13 protein-coding genes and 1 tRNA gene are annotated in these 16,161 nt (G+C 56.6%); 11 read left to right on the top strand and 3 right to left on the bottom strand.

The genetic code is table 11. From position 1 onward, the window contains the following. Positions 1–48: 48 nt before the first annotated feature. Complete coding sequence (locus tag ACTF58_RS04565) at positions 49–942, top strand: LysR substrate-binding domain-containing protein (protein ID WP_438990786.1); 894 nt, start codon at positions 49–51, stop codon at positions 940–942. Here ACTF58_RS04565 and ACTF58_RS04560 read toward each other — a convergent pair. After that, on the bottom strand, positions 939–1,733 hold the full coding sequence (locus tag ACTF58_RS04560; RefSeq protein WP_438990785.1) for a helix-turn-helix domain-containing protein: 795 nt from the start codon (positions 1,731–1,733) through the stop codon (positions 939–941). The genes ACTF58_RS04565 and ACTF58_RS04560 overlap by 4 nt on opposite strands. Before the next feature lie 156 nt (positions 1,734–1,889). Here ACTF58_RS04560 and ACTF58_RS04555 point away from each other — a divergent pair, with 156 nt between their 5' ends. The 6 genes from ACTF58_RS04555 to ACTF58_RS04530 all read left to right on the top strand — a co-directional run bounded on the left by ACTF58_RS04555 (position 1,890) and on the right by ACTF58_RS04530 (position 8,896). Next, positions 1,890–2,969, top strand: a complete 1,080-nt coding sequence (locus ACTF58_RS04555; protein ID WP_438990784.1) for an ABC transporter ATP-binding protein — start codon at positions 1,890–1,892, stop codon at positions 2,967–2,969. A 3-nt stretch (positions 2,970–2,972) separates the two neighbouring features. After that, complete coding sequence (locus ACTF58_RS04550; RefSeq protein ID WP_438990783.1) at positions 2,973–3,884, top strand: ABC transporter permease; 912 nt, start codon at positions 2,973–2,975, stop codon at positions 3,882–3,884. Next, complete coding sequence (locus tag ACTF58_RS04545) at positions 3,877–4,683, top strand: ABC transporter permease (protein ID WP_438990782.1); 807 nt, start codon at positions 3,877–3,879, stop codon at positions 4,681–4,683. Before ACTF58_RS04550 ends, ACTF58_RS04545 begins: the two co-directional genes overlap by 8 nt. A 33-nt stretch (positions 4,684–4,716) precedes the next feature. Beyond that, a complete protein-coding gene (locus tag ACTF58_RS04540; protein WP_438990781.1) occupies positions 4,717–5,736 on the top strand; it encodes an ABC transporter substrate-binding protein in 1,020 nt (339 codons plus the stop codon). Positions 5,737–5,790: 54 nt separating this feature from the next. Next, positions 5,791–7,467, top strand: coding sequence for an amidohydrolase (locus ACTF58_RS04535; protein WP_438990780.1), 1,677 nt, complete (start codon positions 5,791–5,793; stop codon positions 7,465–7,467). Positions 7,468–7,555: 88 nt separating this feature from the next. Beyond that, positions 7,556–8,896: an MmgE/PrpD family protein gene (locus ACTF58_RS04530; protein ID WP_438990779.1), complete on the top strand. Its 1,341-nt coding sequence runs from the start codon at positions 7,556–7,558 to the stop codon at positions 8,894–8,896. 65 nt (positions 8,897–8,961) lie between these two features. Here ACTF58_RS04530 and ACTF58_RS04525 read toward each other — a convergent pair. Both ACTF58_RS04525 and ACTF58_RS04520 read right to left on the bottom strand, forming a co-directional pair. Then, a tRNA-Gln gene (locus ACTF58_RS04525) sits at positions 8,962–9,036 on the bottom strand. 83 nt (positions 9,037–9,119) lie between these two features. Next, positions 9,120–9,617 carry an SH3 domain-containing protein gene (locus tag ACTF58_RS04520; protein WP_438990778.1) on the bottom strand — a complete coding sequence of 166 codons (498 nt, stop codon included), beginning with the start codon at positions 9,615–9,617 and terminating at the stop codon, positions 9,120–9,122. Between the two features lie 108 nt (positions 9,618–9,725). On the opposite strand from ACTF58_RS04520, the gene ACTF58_RS04515 reads away from it, so the two are divergent. The 4 genes from ACTF58_RS04515 to ACTF58_RS04500 all read left to right on the top strand — a co-directional run bounded on the left by ACTF58_RS04515 (position 9,726) and on the right by ACTF58_RS04500 (position 15,711). Then, positions 9,726–10,712 carry a 2-hydroxyacid dehydrogenase gene (locus ACTF58_RS04515; RefSeq protein WP_438990777.1) on the top strand — a complete coding sequence of 329 codons (987 nt, stop codon included), beginning with the start codon at positions 9,726–9,728 and terminating at the stop codon, positions 10,710–10,712. A gap of 52 nt (positions 10,713–10,764) precedes the next feature. Next, a complete protein-coding gene (gene ggt / locus ACTF58_RS04510; protein WP_438990776.1) occupies positions 10,765–12,555 on the top strand; it encodes a gamma-glutamyltransferase in 1,791 nt (596 codons plus the stop codon). Between the two features lie 103 nt (positions 12,556–12,658). Beyond that, positions 12,659–13,060, top strand: coding sequence for a hypothetical protein (locus tag ACTF58_RS04505; RefSeq protein WP_438990775.1), 402 nt, complete (start codon positions 12,659–12,661; stop codon positions 13,058–13,060). Positions 13,061–13,203: 143 nt separating this feature from the next. Further along, on the top strand, positions 13,204–15,711 hold the full coding sequence (locus ACTF58_RS04500; RefSeq protein ID WP_438990774.1) for a GcvT family protein: 2,508 nt from the start codon (positions 13,204–13,206) through the stop codon (positions 15,709–15,711). The last annotated feature ends 450 nt before the right edge of the window (positions 15,712–16,161 follow it).

The following is a 16,161-nucleotide window of genomic DNA, read 5'->3' as shown; positions in this document are numbered from 1 at the left end:
GCGATAGGAATAAGTTGCATTTTCTAATCGACTTGATAGTTTCAACTTATGGCAAATATCACATTGAAACAGTTGCGCTATTTTGAGGCGCTTGCAGGGCAGGGGCATTTTGGCCGCGCGGCAGAGGTGTGTTCTGTATCTCAGCCTGCATTGTCGATGCAAATTAAGGAGCTTGAAGGGCAGCTTGGCATGGCGCTTTTCGAGCGCGGGGCGCGGCAGGTCAGGCTGACAGCCTTTGGCGAGGATTTTGGCCGCCATGCACGTGGTGTTTTGCGCGGGGCAGAAGAGCTCGAGGAAATGGCGCGCAAGGCGCAGGAAGAGTTTAGCGGGCGCTTGCGGCTCGGGGTTATTCCGACGATTGCGCCCTATCTCTTGCCGCAGGTTTTTAAGGCTTTGGCGGCGAAATACCCACGGCTTGATATTCAGGTACGCGAAACTCTGACGTCCAAGCTTTTGGCAGAGCTGGAGGAAGGGCGTTTGGACGCGGCGATTCTGGCTTTGCCCGTGTCTGAGCCGAGCTTTGAGGAGGTGCCGCTCTTTGAGGAGAGCTTTGTCTTGGTGCGCCCTGAAGCGGAGGCAGGCCTGCCTGTGCCAAGTGCGGACAGTCTGAGCGAGATGCGGCTCTTGCTCTTGGAGGAGGGGCATTGCTTTCGCGATCAGGCGCTATCGGTGTGCTCGATTCCGCAGGTGCGCCCGCGCGACGGATTTGACGCCAGCTCGCTTTCGACTTTGGTACAGATGGTTGGCGCGGGAATGGGGGTTACGCTTATTCCGGAGATGGCAGTGGCTGTTGAGACACGCTCGGCCTCTGTGGCTGTGGCGCGGTTTGCCGTGCCTGAGCCTGCGCGCAAAGTCGGGATGATCTGGCGCAAGACCAGCCCTTTGATCGCGCAATTGAGGGATGTTGCCGATTTGGTGCGGGACGCGGCGGGGCGGGCCTAGAGCAGGTCTTTGAGGAGAGCGAATAACTCGCCTTGGGACGAAATGCAGAGTTTTCGATAGATGTTGCGGCGGTGCACTTTGACCGTTTCGTAAGCGATGCCGAGTTTGAGGGCGGCGGAGGCATTGGAGTGACCTTGTATCACAAGCTCTGCAATCTGGGCTTCACGGTGGGTTAGTTTGATGCCGAGGGTCTCAGCCAGCTCAGCTTGGATGACGTCAGAGAAGGGCGCTGCGGCGGAGGGGTGGTTTTGGGTATATTGGCCTTGGTGGCCTGCGCAGTGGTGCTTTAGCAAATGAATCAGAAGCGGGCTGTAATGGCGTAGGCACTGCAACTCTTTTCGTTTGAAGGGGCCAGCCTCTTCTCGGCGACTCATAGAAAGGTGGGCCGTCGTGCCGGAGCCGAGCGGAACCAGCAAGCCGACTTCGTCACAGAGGTGTGTTTCGCCATAATATTGGACATAATATTCGCCGGTGAAGAAACGATCCGGAGCGATATCGGAGAGGCGATATAAGGCGCCTTCTGTCGAGGTTTGTGAGAATTGATAAAACGGATCAAGCCTGTATGCCCCGTCAATATAGGCTGTCAGCGCGTCTTGGGGGATGATGGGGCGGCGAAGCCAGCCTGAGACCAACTGTGGAGGGTTGCCGCGCGTGAACTGCAAAATAAGCAATGTATCAAAGTGAAGTTTGGCGCGCAGAAGGTCTTTCAGCGCTTTGAAAAAAGATTCGGTTTGCACCTCGGCCATGGCCTTGGTGAGACGCGAAATATCGCGCGACGTAAGATCTGACACGATTTATACCCCTAAATTCCGTCTCTATTTCTGAAAAACTACCCCAATAGGGGTATTACCTAAAGTCAAGATCGGCGCAATCATGAAGGCAACAAGAGATGCGTTTGGGATCAACAAGACGACCAGAAAAAGGCGCGCAGAACGGGAGATTGGAATTTGAGCACTGCAATCAGCGTGAGAAATTTGCGCAAAGTCTATCCGGGCCAACCGCCTGTTGTGGCTTTGGCGGATGCGAGCCTTGAGATAAGAGACAACGAGTTTTTCACGCTTTTGGGGCCGTCGGGCTGTGGCAAGACCACGCTGTTGCGCATGATTGCAGGGTTTGAGCACCCGACCTCCGGGGCGCTTGATATGTTTGGCGAAGATCTGTTGGATCTGCCGCCTTACAAGCGGCCTGTGAATACTGTTTTCCAGAGCTATGCGCTTTTTCCGCATTTGACCGTGGCCGAGAATATCGGCTTTGGGCTTGAGATGCTCGGGAAGCCGAAGGCCGAGATCAAGGCGACGGTCGCCGAGATGATGGAGCTTGTCAAAATGACGGCGATGGCCGACCGCCAGACCGGGCAAATCTCTGGCGGGCAGCAGCAGCGGGTTGCGTTGGCGCGGGCGCTGGCACCAAAGCCCAAGGTGTTATTGCTTGACGAGCCGTTGAGCGCCCTTGATTTCAAACTGCGCAAGGAGATGCAGCTTGAGCTGAAGCGGCTTCAGACGGAAACGGGGATTACCTTTATTTTTGTGACCCATGATCAGGAAGAAGCGCTGACGATGTCTGACCGTATCGCTGTCATGAATGCAGGCTCCATCCGCCAGATCGGCGGGCCGCGCGATATTTATGACCACCCTGCCGAGCGGTTTGTGGCCGATTTTATTGGCGATACGAATTTTCTGCCTGCCGAGCTGGTCTCGAGCGCCGAGGGGAAGGCCACTGTGCGTCTTGCTTCGGGGCAGACCACAACGGCGCGTCTTCATGAGGGGGCAGACGTCAGCGGGCAAGTGACGCTGGCGCTGCGCCCTGAGCATACGTCTTTGGTGCATGAGGCGGAGGGGATGTTGGCCGGCACGCTGAGCAATGTGGTCTATTTTGGCACGGACACGCATTATCATGTGGGTCTGGATGACGGGACGGCTTTTGTGATCCGTAAACAAAACAGCCCTGATACGGCGGCGTCATTTGAGAGTGGTGCGCGGGTTGGTGTGACGTTTGGCGCGGATGTCGCGCAGGTTTTGAGGGATTGAGGCATGGCTGATCTGTCCCAAAAGGAAGCCAAGAGAGCCTCGCGGGTGCGGTGGATGCTGCTTGCGCCTGCGCTGATTATTCTTTTGTTTGCGGCGAGCGGACCTTTGCTGATTACGCTGGTTTATTCGTTCCTGACGGCGGGTGATTATGGCGGCGTTGAGTGGAGCTTCTCGACGGATGCTTGGTTTAATGTCTTTATGCAGCGCGATATTTTTGACGACACTCTTGGGTTTTCAGATGCGCATCTCAGCATTTTCTGGCGCTCTGTGAAGCTCTCGCTGATGACCACTCTGGCCTGTATCTTCTTTGGGTTTCCCACAGCATATTTCATTGCGACGCGCCCCAAGAAACAGCGCGACTTCTGGATGTTGCTGATCATCATTCCCTTTTGGACCAACTTGCTCATTCGCACCTTTGCGATTGTGGAGTTGATCCGCAATGAGGGCACGCTCAACACTGTCTTGCTGGCGCTTGGGCTGATCGATGAGCCGATCCAGATGCTTTATACCGAATTCGCGATCGCTGTGGGGATGGTTTATGTCTATTTGCCACTGATGGTTTTGCCGCTGTATGCGTCGATGGAACGTCTCGACTTTAGCCTCGTTGAGGCGGGCTATGATCTTTACGCGACGCGCCTCAAGGTTTTGCGCCGTGTGATCCTGCCGCTTGTGAAGCCCGGGGTGATTGCAGGGTCGATCCTTGTTTTTGTGCCCTCTCTTGGGGCTTATGTGACGCCGCGGGTTTTGGGTGGGGGCAACCAGCTTATGCTTGGCAATCTGATCGAGCTTCAGTTTGGGCAGGGGCGCAACTGGCCGCTTGGGGCTGCGCTTTCCATCACTTTGCTGGCGATCGTTATGGTGGCGCTGCTCACTTATGTGCGCGCTGTCGGAAACGAGGAGGTGAAGCATGGCTGAGAGTAAGGGCTTTAACATCCGCCGCCAGACGGGCTTTGCGACAATTGCTGTGGCGTGTTTTGTGCTGCTTTATCTGCCGATCCTGTTGCTTGTAGCCTATTCTTTTAACTCGGGCAGTTCGATTGCGATCTGGGAGGGGTTTTCCTGGCGTTGGTATCAGTCGGCTTGGGAAAACGAGCTGGTGCAGGAAGCCACTGTGCGCAGTTTGATCATTGCGGTTTGGGCCTCTTTGATCTCGACAACTGTGGCAGTCTTAGCAGCCCTCGCGACCACGCGGACGCGCAAGTTCAAGGGGCAGGGAGCTGTCTTTGCCATGATCAACCAGCCCCTCATGGTGCCTGAAATTGTGACGGCTGTGGCGCTTCTGATCTTCTTTGCGATGATCAAGGTTGCGACAGGATATTCTGGGCTCTTGTATCTGATTATTGCGCATTCGGCCTTCTGTATTCCGTTTGCCTATCTGCCGATCCGCGCGCGGCTTCAGGGCATGGACCTCAGCCTTGAGCAGGCGGCGGCCGATCTTTATGCGACGCCGTTTCAGGCGTTTCGGCGCATCACGCTGCCCCAGCTTTGGCCCGGAATTCTGGCCGGCGCGATGCTCGCCTTTGTGATCTCTTTGGATGATGTTGTGATCACAGAGTTTGTCAAATCAGCAGGGCAAGACACTTTGCCGACCTATATGCTGGGGCAGTTGCGCCGCGTGATCACGCCTGAGATTAACGCGATCTCGACAGTGCTGATTGGTATTTCGGTCACGATGGTGATCGGGTTTACGCTGTTGAGTAAAATAAGAAACTAGACCAACCCAAACCAACCACAGGGAGACTACACAATGAAAAAAACAATGGTAGCTATGGCACTGGTGCTGGCGGCCCCCGCCTATGCGGACGGCGCGCTCAACATCTACAACTGGGGCAACTATACCTCGCCCGAGATGATCACGAAGTTTGAGGCCGAGACGGGCATCAAAGTGACGATCACCGATTATGACAGCAATGATACGGCGCTCGCAAAGATCAAGGCTGGCGGACACGGCTTTGATATTGTGGTGCCGTCGGGGACGTATATCCCGATTTTTGTGGGTGAGGGGCTCTTGATGGAGTCAAAGCCCAACGAGATGGAGAACTTCAAGCACATGGACCCGCAGTGGGTTGATGTCGAGTTTGACAAGGGGCGCAATTATACCGTGCCTTGGCAGTGGGGCACTGTCGGGGTGACTGTGAACACCGCGATCTATGGTGGGGACATCAACACTGCAGCCGTGATCTTTAATCCGCCCGAGGAACTCAAGGGCAAGATCAACGTTGTGCCAGAGATGAACGATGTCATGGGCATGGCCATTCACTATGTTGGCGGTGAGCAGTGCACGGCGGACAAAGAAGTCCTTATGAAAGTGCGCGACACGTTGCAGGCGGCCAAGCCGAACTGGATCTCGATGGATTATGGCATGATCGAGAAGTTTGCTGCGGGAGATGTGGCGGCTGGTGTGAACTGGAACGGGGCCTCTTTCCGCGCACGTGAGAAAAACGCCGATATCGGCTTTGGCTATCCGCAAACAGGCTTCCCTGTCTGGATGGACAATGCGGCGATCCTGTCTGATGCTAAGAATGTTGATGAAGCGAAAACCTTCCTCAACTTCATCATGGACCCTGAAAACGCGGCGATGCTGTCTTCCTTTGCGCGCTATGCAAACGGGATCTCTGGCTCGGAAGCCTTTATGCCAGAGGATATGAAGGCAGCGCCTGAGATTGTTGTGCCTGCGGAGTTGAAAGCAGCGGCTTATGTGGCCAAGACCTGCCCGCCAGAAGCGACCAAGCTGTATACGGCGATCTGGACAGAGCTTCAGAAGTAAGACGACTTGGCCTCGCCCGTGTGGCGGGGCCTTTTTTCTTTTGCGGAGAGCGAAATGACCCCTGATATTATTATTCATAATGGCGCATTGACGACTTTTGATATGACGCAGCCGAAGGCCGAAGCCTTGGCGATTGCCGATGGCATTATCACGGCCGTTGGCAGCACGCGTGACATTATGGCTATGGCTGGCGCGAGCACGCGCGTGATTGATGCCAAGGGTGGCACGGTTCTGCCCGGCTTTATTGATAGCCATGTGCATCTGTTTGGCGGGTCTGTCGAACTGAGCTGTCTGAGCCTTTATGGTGTGAGCGGCTTGGAGGAGATGGCGGGGGCAATCAGGCCCTATGCCGCACAAAACGCTGAGGAACAGCTCGTTTTTTGCGTGATGTGTGACTATGGAATTCTGGGCACGGGCAAGACGCCAACGCGCCATGACCTTGACTATATTCTGCCAGACCGCCCCTTGGCGATGTTTGCCCCTGATCATCATACGGTCTGGGCCAATACCGCGGCGCTTGAGCTGGCGGGGGTGCTTCAGGGCGGGGAGGTTGATGCGGGATCGCTGATTGTGATGGGTGAGGATGGCTTGGCCAGCGGCGAGCTGCTGGAGCCGGGAGCCTATAGCCCCGTTCTGGCGCTGACAAAGCATGGCGGGCGCGAAATGATGGGGCTGACCACAGGCAAAGACCCTGTGCCTGCGCCCAGCAAAGCCGAGCGCGAGATGGATAAAGACGTGATTGCCCAAGGGCTGGTGCATTGTGCGGAGCAGGGCATTACGGGACTGCATCTGATGGACGGCAATGTTTATCAGGCCGAACTTCTGAAAGAGCTTGAGGCCGAAGGGCGGCTTTTGTGCCGCTGTGAGGTGCCGTTTCATTTCAAAGGCACAGACCCGATTGAGCGCATTGCGGCGGAAGCGCCCGCGATGCGTGCGCGCTTTCAGGGCGATATGGTGCGCTCTTCGCATTTGAAGATGTTTATCGACGGTGTGGTCGAGAGTGGCACCGCCCTGATGCTTGAGCCTTATCCCGGAGAAATGGGAGCGGGCGGGAACATGGGCGACGAAGTCTTTACGCAGGAGCACTTTGTGGCGGCTTGTATCGAAGCCGACCGTCTGGGCTTTCAGATTGCGGTTCATGCGATTGGCGATGCGGGGGTGCGGCGCACGATCGATGCCTATGAGGTGGCACAAAACGCCAATGGCCTCCGCGACAGCCGCCACCGTATCGAGCATTTGGAAGTGATGCACCCGAGCGATATTCCACGGCTTGCTAAGCTTGGCATTGTCGCCTCAATCCAGCCGGGCCATGCGCCGTTTGGCGGATATTTCCCGCCAACGGGTGTGGGGCAGTATTTGCATGATCACCAGATTGCCGGTGCCTATGCGTGGCAGGATATTCGCGAGACAGGGGCCAAAGTTATTTTCTCGACAGATTGGCCTGTGATCCCTGTGGATGTGATGACCAATGTGAAAGCGGCAGTGGCTCCACAAAACTTGGGCGTGCCTTGGAAAAGCCAGGCGCAGAGCCTCGTGGACACATTGGAGAGCTATACAAAAACCAATGCCTGGGCTGAATTCAGGGAGGACCGTAAGGGGCAGTTGGCCGTTGGGATGATGGCGGATGTTGCTGTCATGAGCCATGATCTGTTTGAGCTGGCGCCCGAAAATGTGACAGATGCCATTGCGGTTGTCACAATTTGCAATGGCAAGGTGACGTTTGCGCGCTAAAGCATGACGCAAAATCCATTGACGCAGTCTAACGCGCCTCGCAGAGTTTTTCTGTGGGGTGCGGCCCCGAACTGATTTGGGGGCAACCATGACATATGACGAGATTGCGGCTTTTGTGTTGGGGCCGATTGATGCGCCTGACACTTCGCTTGAAATGACGGCAACCTTGTTGATTGACACATTGGGTGTGGCGGCAGGCGCTGCGGATATGGAGGCGGGGCGGATCGCGCGCAATCATGTGGTGCGCTTTCAGAACACGGCCGAGGTGGGAGATCAGGCGACACTCTTGTTTGACGGGCGAAAGGCCTCGATTACGGGGGCGGCCTTTGCGCTGGCGACGCAAATTGACAATCTTGACGGGCATGACGGCTACAACCCCACCAAGGGCCATATCGGCTGTGCTGTTGTGCCAGCACTCTGCGCTTTTGCCGAGCAGATGCCTGATTTGACAGCGCGCGAGGCGCTTGAGGCTTTGGCCATGTCTTATGAAGTTGCGGCGCGGGCGGCGATTGCCCTTCATGGCAGCGTAAGCGACTATCACACCTCTGGTGCCTGGAATGCGCTTGGGGTTGCGGCTCTGGGCTGTCGCCTGCGCGGCGATGACCCCGAGGTGTTGCGTCACGCGCTTGGGATTGCCGAATACCATGGGCCGCGCAGCCAGATGATGCGCGAAATTGCAACGCCGACGATGCTTCATGATGGCTCGGGGATGGGCGCTTTGGTTGGCACGATGGCTGTCTTGATGGCTGAAGACGGCTTTACCGGCGCGCCAGCGATCACGGTTGAGGCTGAAGAGGCGGCTGAACATTGGGCTGATTTGGGCAGGCTTTGGACTGTGGAGCTGAATTATATCAAGCCCTATCCGATCTGCCGCTGGGCCCATGCGGCGATAGATGCGCTCGGTGGGATGCTTGAGGCGCATCAGCTGAGCGAGGTTGATATCGAGCGGATTGAAGTGCGCACCTTTGCAGAATCAGCAGAACTTTATGCAGGGCTGCCCGAAACAACGTCTCAGGCGCAATATTCGCTTGGCTTCGCTTTGGCGACGCGGCTTGTGCACGGGCACATTGGGCCAGAGCATATTTCGGGAGACGGGCTGAAGGACAAAGCCGTGGCGGAGGCGCTTGCCAAGATCAGCGTAACCGAAGAGCCGCGCCACTCGGTCCGCTTCCCTCTTGGGCGGTGGTCTGATGTGACGCTGGTCCTGAAAGACGGTCAAACGCTTCAGTCAGGCGATGTTCATGCGCGGGGCGGACCAGAATCACCGATGGGTTTGGACGAGGTTGAACGTAAGTTTTATAACTTCTGTGCAGCCCTGCCTGAGGCGCGCCGGAGAGCGATCTGGGCTGCGCGCGCACGCTTGCTGGAGCCAGACGCAAAGTTCTCCGAGCTTCTGACGCTCTTGTTTGATAGCGGATCGGACACGTGATGATATGATATTCAGCAGGCCACATTGGCCTGCTGGCAAACCTGTCTCTTTATTTTAAGAGTGATTGGCTGGGATGGTAGGATTCGAACCTACGATCTACTGTACCAAAAACAGTTGCCCTACCGCTAGGCCACATCCCAACTCTGAGGGCTAATTACGCGCAAGAGGCGACGCTTTCAAGCCTGATATGAAAATTTTTCACAAGTCACTCTTAAGGGCCGCATCATTCAACGATTTCATCTGGTTTGACGCCCCAAAGCGCTGTTTTTCGGGCCCAGCCTTTATATCCGCCCGCCGAGAGCCTGCACCAGTCAGCGTTGCATTCCATAAGGCGGGCAATCACGCCGGATTCGAGTCGGGCTGAAATTTGCGCGTCAGGATTCGGGCGAATGTTGAGCGCAAGCATATCTTCGTCAATAATCACATTGCGCGAGCCTGAGAGCAAAGAGTAATGCACCCAGCCGCCGACGCCGTCGCGGTCGCGCACACGGCGCCAGTGGCCGTATTCTGCCGTGATCTCGACGGGCATACCCTTGCGGGTGAAGACCCAGTCGATCTTGTGGCTGAGCGATGGTCCGCGGCGGACGTTGCATTCATCAGATTTAATGGACACGAAGCGGGGAATGGGCAGGTTCGTGGCGCTTCCGCGCTGTGTTTCGGCGCGTGAGGTGGTTGCGAAAACCGTCAGGGCCAACAAAATGGCTGTAAGGTATCGGATCATGCTTTTGCCTGCGTTGCTGCTTTTTTGCCGCTGGGTTCTTGTGCCTCGGCTATCTATCGTTCACTTTGCCAGTAACGCACAAAAAAGAAAAGCGAATGGAGCTTGCCTATGCCATCTGGACGCCTGAGTGTTGTTGTGACGCGACGCCTGCCTGAGCCTGTCGAAACACGAATGAAAGAACTCTTCGATGTGACGCTGCGCGAAGACGACACGCCGATGAGCCGCGAGGAGCTGGCCAAGGCGATGGCTGACGCGGATATTCTTGTTCCGACGCTCACAGATACGATTGATGCGAATTTGCTTGCGCGCGCGGGCGAGCGCCTCAAACTGATTGCCAATTTTGGGGCAGGGTTTGATCATATTGATGTGGCGAGCGCCTTGCAGAGGGGCATCCTTGTGTCCAACACGCCCGGGGTTTCGGCGGATGATACCGCCGATATGACCATGGCGCTGATGATGTCTGTGACGCGGCGCATTCCTGAAGGCTTGCAGCAGATCAAAGACGGCGGGTTCTCGGGCTTTTCGCCCACGGCGCTTTTGGGCACGCGGGTGAGCGGCAAGCGGCTCGGAATATTGGGCATGGGGCGGGTTGGCCAAGCGGTGGCGCGGCGTGCGCGCGCCTTTGGGATGCAAATCCATTATCACAACCGCCGCCGTTTGCGCGATGAGACGGAAACGGCCTTTGAGGCGACCTATTGGGAAAGTCTTGATCAGATGGTGGCGCGGATGGATGTGATATCGGTCAACTGTCCTCATACGCCCTCGACGTTTCACTTGATGAATGCGCGGCGTTTGAAGCTGATGAAAGACGGCGCTGTCATTATCAATACTTCGCGGGGCGAGGTGATTGATGAGCCAGCTCTAACGCGGCTTTTGAAGTCTGGCGAGATTGCCGGAGCAGGGCTTGATGTCTTTGAGCATGAAGGCGAGGCGAACTCTGAGTTGCGCAATCTGAACAATGTTGTGCTGCTGCCGCATATGGCGAGTGCAACTGTTGAAGGCCGTCTTGAGATGGGTGAAAAAGTTATCATCAACATCAAAACATTCGCAGATGGGCACCGCCCGCCTGATCAGGTTGTGCCCTCCATGCTTTAGAGCTTGGGTTCTGTGTGAAAGAGCCACCGGTTGCGTAAAAGGAGTGGTCTGGATGAGATACATCTGCAGTCTGGCTTTGGCCGCTACACTCTTCATGAGCGCGGCCCCGTTTGGTGCGCAGCAAGCCGCTGATGAGGTTGCGCCTGAAGGCACAACGGAGCTTGGCGGATATGTCCTAAACGAGGCTGTGGGCGCAGCCCTTATGACAAAAGCGGCCGGCAAGCCCATGCGCTCAGAGCGCTGGATGATTGCAGCGGCAAACCCCTATGCCGCTGAGGCTGGCGCCGCCGTTTTGGCCGAGGGCGGCACAGCGGCGGACGCCATGGTCGCGGTGCAGGCGGTTTTGGGGCTGGTTGAGCCGCAAAGCTCTGGCCTTGGCGGCGGAGCATTTTTGCTTTGGTATGATGCCACAACAGGTGAAATCACAACGCTGGACGGGCGCGAGACCGCGCCTTTGGAGGCGCGCCCCACGCTGTTTCAGGATGCTGAAGGCGCGCCTCTCAAGTTCTTTGATGCTGTTGTGGGAGGCCGTTCTGTCGGCGTTCCCGGGACGCCTGCCTTGATGCAAGAGGCGCATCGCCGTTGGGGCAATCGCTCTTGGGCGAGCCTTTTTTCACGAGGGATCACTCTGGCCGAAGAGGGCTTTATTGTTTCGCCACGTCTTGCGACTATGGTTTCTGCTGATGCCGACCGCTTGAGGCGCGACCCTGAGACGCAGAGGTATTTCTTTCCTGACGGCAGGGCACTGGCCGCAGGTGCGTTGCATCGCAATACCGCCTATGCCGTAAGTTTGCGTGCTTTGGCGGGCAATGGTGTGACGCCGTTTTATACGGGGTCGGTTGCCAAGGCGATTGTGGACAAGGTGCGCAATGACCCCGACAACGCGGGGGTCTTGAGCGAGATTGATTTTGCCCTCTATCAGGTGCGAGAGCGTGCGGCGGTATGTGCGGCTTATCGCGGCTATGACGTTTGCGGGATGGGGCCGCCGTCTTCGGGCGGGATCAGTGTTGGTCAGACGCTCGGATTGCTTGAGCCTTATGAGTTGGGGCCGCCAGAGGAGGCGCGCGCGTGGCGGTTGATCGGGGATGCCAGCCGCCTGAGCTTCGCCGATCGTGGGCGCTATATTGCGGACAGCGATTATGTGCCTGTGCCTGTAAAGGGGCTGCTTGATGCGCAATACCTGCGTGAGCGCGCAGAGTTTTTGGCGGGTGACACAGCGCTTGCGGCTGTCAGCGCAGGAGAGCCAGAGTTTGATCACAGCTTACATCTGGCGGATGATGAGGCGATCGAGCTGCCTTCAACGTCGCATATCTCGATTGTCGACAGTTTTGGCAATGCGCTTTCCATGACGACAACGATTGAAAATGCCTTTGGCTCGCGGCTTATGGTCGGAGGCTTTCTGCTCAACAACGAACTGACGGATTTCTCCTTCCGCTCGCACCGTGACGGTGTTCCGATTGCCAACCGTGTCGAGCCAGGCAAGCGGCCCCGAAGCTCTATGGCACCAACGATTGTGATGCGGGATGGTGCGCCTATGGCTGTATTGGGCAGCCCCGGCGGATCGCGGATTATTCCCTATGTGGCCAAGACCGTTGTGGCGATTCTTGACTGGGAGATGGATGCGCAGGCGGCAGTTAGCTTGCCGCATCTTGTGAACCGTTTCGGACGATATGACCTTGAGGCTGGCACATCAGCCGAGGCGTTGGAAGGCCCTCTGCGAGATATGGGGTATGAGGTCAATGTGACGGGTTTGAACTCGGGTTTGAACTTGATTCTGCGTGACGCCAACGGCCTTTCAGGCGGATCAGACCCGCGCCGCGAAGGGATCGCGTTGGGCGAATAAACCATAAATACAGCAAGAACTTGCCATGTTTTGACCTTAAGGTTTTATTATTTTTAAATGATGTGGAGGCCACAAACGCCGCAAATAGACGACAGGTAAGCCAATGTCCCGCACCATAACCCTTTCCTTTTTGGCGATTGCCGTTTTTACAGTGGCGGGGGCTGATTACTATGTTCAGGCGCGCCATGCGCAGCAGGATGTGCAATCTTACGGGGTGGCCCGCTACAAAGAGAGTATTGTGGCGCGTGTCGGAGACCAAGTGGATCAGCGCGTAGAGGCGACTGGCGAGACGGCACCCCCACGGCAAGACGCGGAGCGTGGACAGATCAAGACCCGCACGCTCGTAAACACAGAGGCGACGCGGAATGTCGATGATGTGATCCCTGAGGTTTGGGAGCGCTTGAAAGTGTCACGTGATGAAAAGTCCCGTTTGCCACAAGTTGCAACCCAGCGCGGCGGCCGTGGGATTTCGTTTCATCCGGCGCGTGTTACTCCGTCAGAGTGAGCATCAAGCTGTTCAGCAGCAAGCTTTGTAGGCTTCGTCGAATTCAAGAGAGTCGTTTTTTGCCCTAAGCGGTCGGGAGTCTGCCTCGTTTGGCTTTGGCTTTGCGTCATATGATGTTCAACGCCAAGCCAAGGAGTCGGCTCATGAAAACCCAAGTTAAAGCTCTTGTCGTCGGGGGCGGTGCTGTTGGCACCTCTATCGCGTATCACCTCGCCAAGGCGGGATGGGATGATGTTATGTTGATCGAGCGTGACGAACTCACCTCTGGCTCGACATGGCACGCGGCTGGCTTGTTGCCGCTGTTCAATATGTCTTATGCAACCACGCATATTCATCAATACTCCGTTGAGTTCTATAAGCAGCTCGAAGCGGAAACAGGGCTGAATGCGGGATTTGCCGTTGTTGGAAACTTGCGCATGGCGCAGACGCAGGAGCGTATGGACGAATATATGCTCTATGCCTCCACGGCTGAAACCTGTGGTGTATCCTATGAATGGCTGACGCCAGAGCAGATCAAAGAGCGTTGGCCGCTTATTCGCACCGAAGACCTCAAGGGCGCGATTTATCACAACACTGACGGCTACATTAACCCCGCCGATGTGACGCAGGCCATGGCCAAGGGCGCGCGTCAGCGCGGTGTGATGATCGAACGCAAATGGCAGGCGGATGCGTTTCATTGGAATGGCACCCACTGGGAAGTGACACTTTCCAAGATGGTGGAAAAGGGTGGCAATCTTGTTCCGTCTGAGGAGCAAATTGTGATCACTGCCGAGCACGTTGTGACGGCGTCGGGCAACCACGCACAGCGCACGGCGAAGATGCTCGGGATCAAGATGCCCGCGATCCCTGTCGAGCACCAGTTTATCGTCATGGACCAAGACCCCGCGCTTGTGAAATTCCGCGCCGAGGGCGGCGTTGAGCATCCTGTTATCCGTGATGCGGACGCGCAGTCTTATGTGCGCGAGGAGCGTGGCGGCTGGATTTTGGGCGTCTATGAGAAAAACGCGCCTGCAGTCTTTGAGCATGGTGTGCCCGACAGCTTCCGGGCCGATCTCTTCCCGCTCGCCCTTGACCGTATCGAAGAGCAATATATGGCGATGATTCATCGTATTCCGTCGTGCGAAGAAAGCGGTCTGAAGGACGACTTCAACGGTCCGATCTGCTACACGCCCGATGGCAACCCGCTCGTTGGGCCTGCGCCTGGCTTGCACAATATGTGGCTTGCGGAAGGCTTTAGCTTTGGAATTACCGCTGCCGGCGGCACGGGTTATTACCTTGCGCAGATGATGGTTGAGGGGGAAGCCGAGATCGACATGGCAAGCCTTGATCCCAAGCGCTATTCTTCCAACTGGATGACGACCGAATTTGCCGCGCGCAAAAACGAAGAGTGCTATGATCATGTCTATATCTTGCACCACCCTGACGAAGAGCGCCCTGCGTGTCGCCCCTTGCGGACAGCCCCCGCATATGAGCGCCAGAAGGCGCGTGGCGCACAGTTTGGCTTTGTGAATGGCTGGGAGCGGCCGAACTATTACGGCCCGCTTGATGCGCCTGACAATTTTGACCATGACGCCCGCTCGTTCCGCCGCGGCGGGTGGTGGCAATATGCTGTGGACGAAGCCAAAGCGATCCGTGAAGGCGTTGGCCTGATTGATGCGACGGCCTTCAGCAAACATATTGTAAAGGGCCCCGGCGCAACGGCGTTTCTGGACTGGTTTACCTGCAACAAGCTGCCCAAAGTGGGCCGTATCAACCTGACCTATGCGCTCACGGCGCATGGCACGACGCGCACGGAATATACCATCGTGCGCAATGGTGAGAGCAGCTATTACCTTGTTTCTGCAGGGGCTTGGACCGAGTATGACGCTGACTACCTGCGCAAGGCCGCAGAGAGCAAGATGGACGACTTTGGGTACATCGAAATTCAGGATGTGACCAGCCAATGGGGCGTTTTTGCCATCGCTGGTCCGAAGTCGCGTGATGTATTGAAAGCCGTGATTAATGATGCTGATCCGGAAGGCGCGCTCAACAACAAGCGCTTCCCCTGGCTCTCGGCCAAGCAGATCGAGCTGGGGATGTGTCCTGTGAATGCGATCCGTGTGGCTTATACGGGGGAACTTGGCTGGGAGCTGCACCACCCGATCGAAATGCAGAACTACCTGTTTGATCTCTTGGAAAAAGCGGGTGAGCCGTATGGTATGAAGCTTGTTGGCGCGCGGGCGCAGAACTGGCTGCGTCAGGAAAAAAGCTACCGCGCCTTTGGCAACGAGCTGGGCCGTGATGCGACACCTGCCGAAGCCGACTTGCCGCGCTTTATTGACCTTGAAAAAGAGTTCCACGGGAAAGAGGCGATGGTGGAAAAGGGCATTCGCTCGAAGGCCTGCACGCTGTTGATCGACGGGCCCTCTGATGCGGACCCTTGGGGCCGTGAAGTGCTTTATTCGGAAGATGGCACACGTGTTGGGCGCTTGACATCGGGTGGGTATTCTGTGGCGTTTGAGACTTCAATCGGCATGGGCTATGTGACGCCAGAGCTGGCTGTGGAGGGCACGAAGCTTAAGGTCAAAATGCAGGACCGGCTTTGGGACGCGGTTGTGACCTGCGACAGCCCTTATGACCCCAAGAACGAAACCATCCGCAAGGACGGCTGAAGGGGGTCGAATTTGCTTTGCAAATCCGACCGATGTGGGGGCTTTGCCCCCACACCCCCAGGATACTTAGGGAAAGAAAAAGACAGGGACGCGGCTCACTGGGCGCGGTTTGCCGCTTGGAGAGAACGGGGTTCACTCCACATCCAGCGCAGCGGGCCGCGCGCTCTTTGATTTTGGCACATTTGCTCACTGTGCGCCGCGCCCGTGAGAGGCGAACCTAGGGCCCAGCGCGTCACTGTCTTCTGTGGCTTTGACACAGGCGAAGCGGACGCCAGCCTTATGGGGTTTGCGCCCGCTTAGGCTGTCTTGGAGTTTTTCTGCGTCGCTGCCGTGCATTGGGAATTGGTGTGGCGCGGGCCCATGGAAAACGACGGGGGCATTGTTGTCAAAACAGGGACCTACCAAGGCTGGCGGGCTGATGGGCAAAAGAACAGGTCACACAGACGCAGC

The sequence above is a fragment of the Lentibacter sp. genome (assembly GCF_965657785.1).
In the GTDB taxonomy this organism is placed as follows: Bacteria; Pseudomonadota; Alphaproteobacteria; order Rhodobacterales; family Rhodobacteraceae; genus Lentibacter.
The sequence above is the reverse complement of the archived record's forward strand: the minus strand, read 5'-3'. Positions and strand labels throughout refer to the sequence as shown.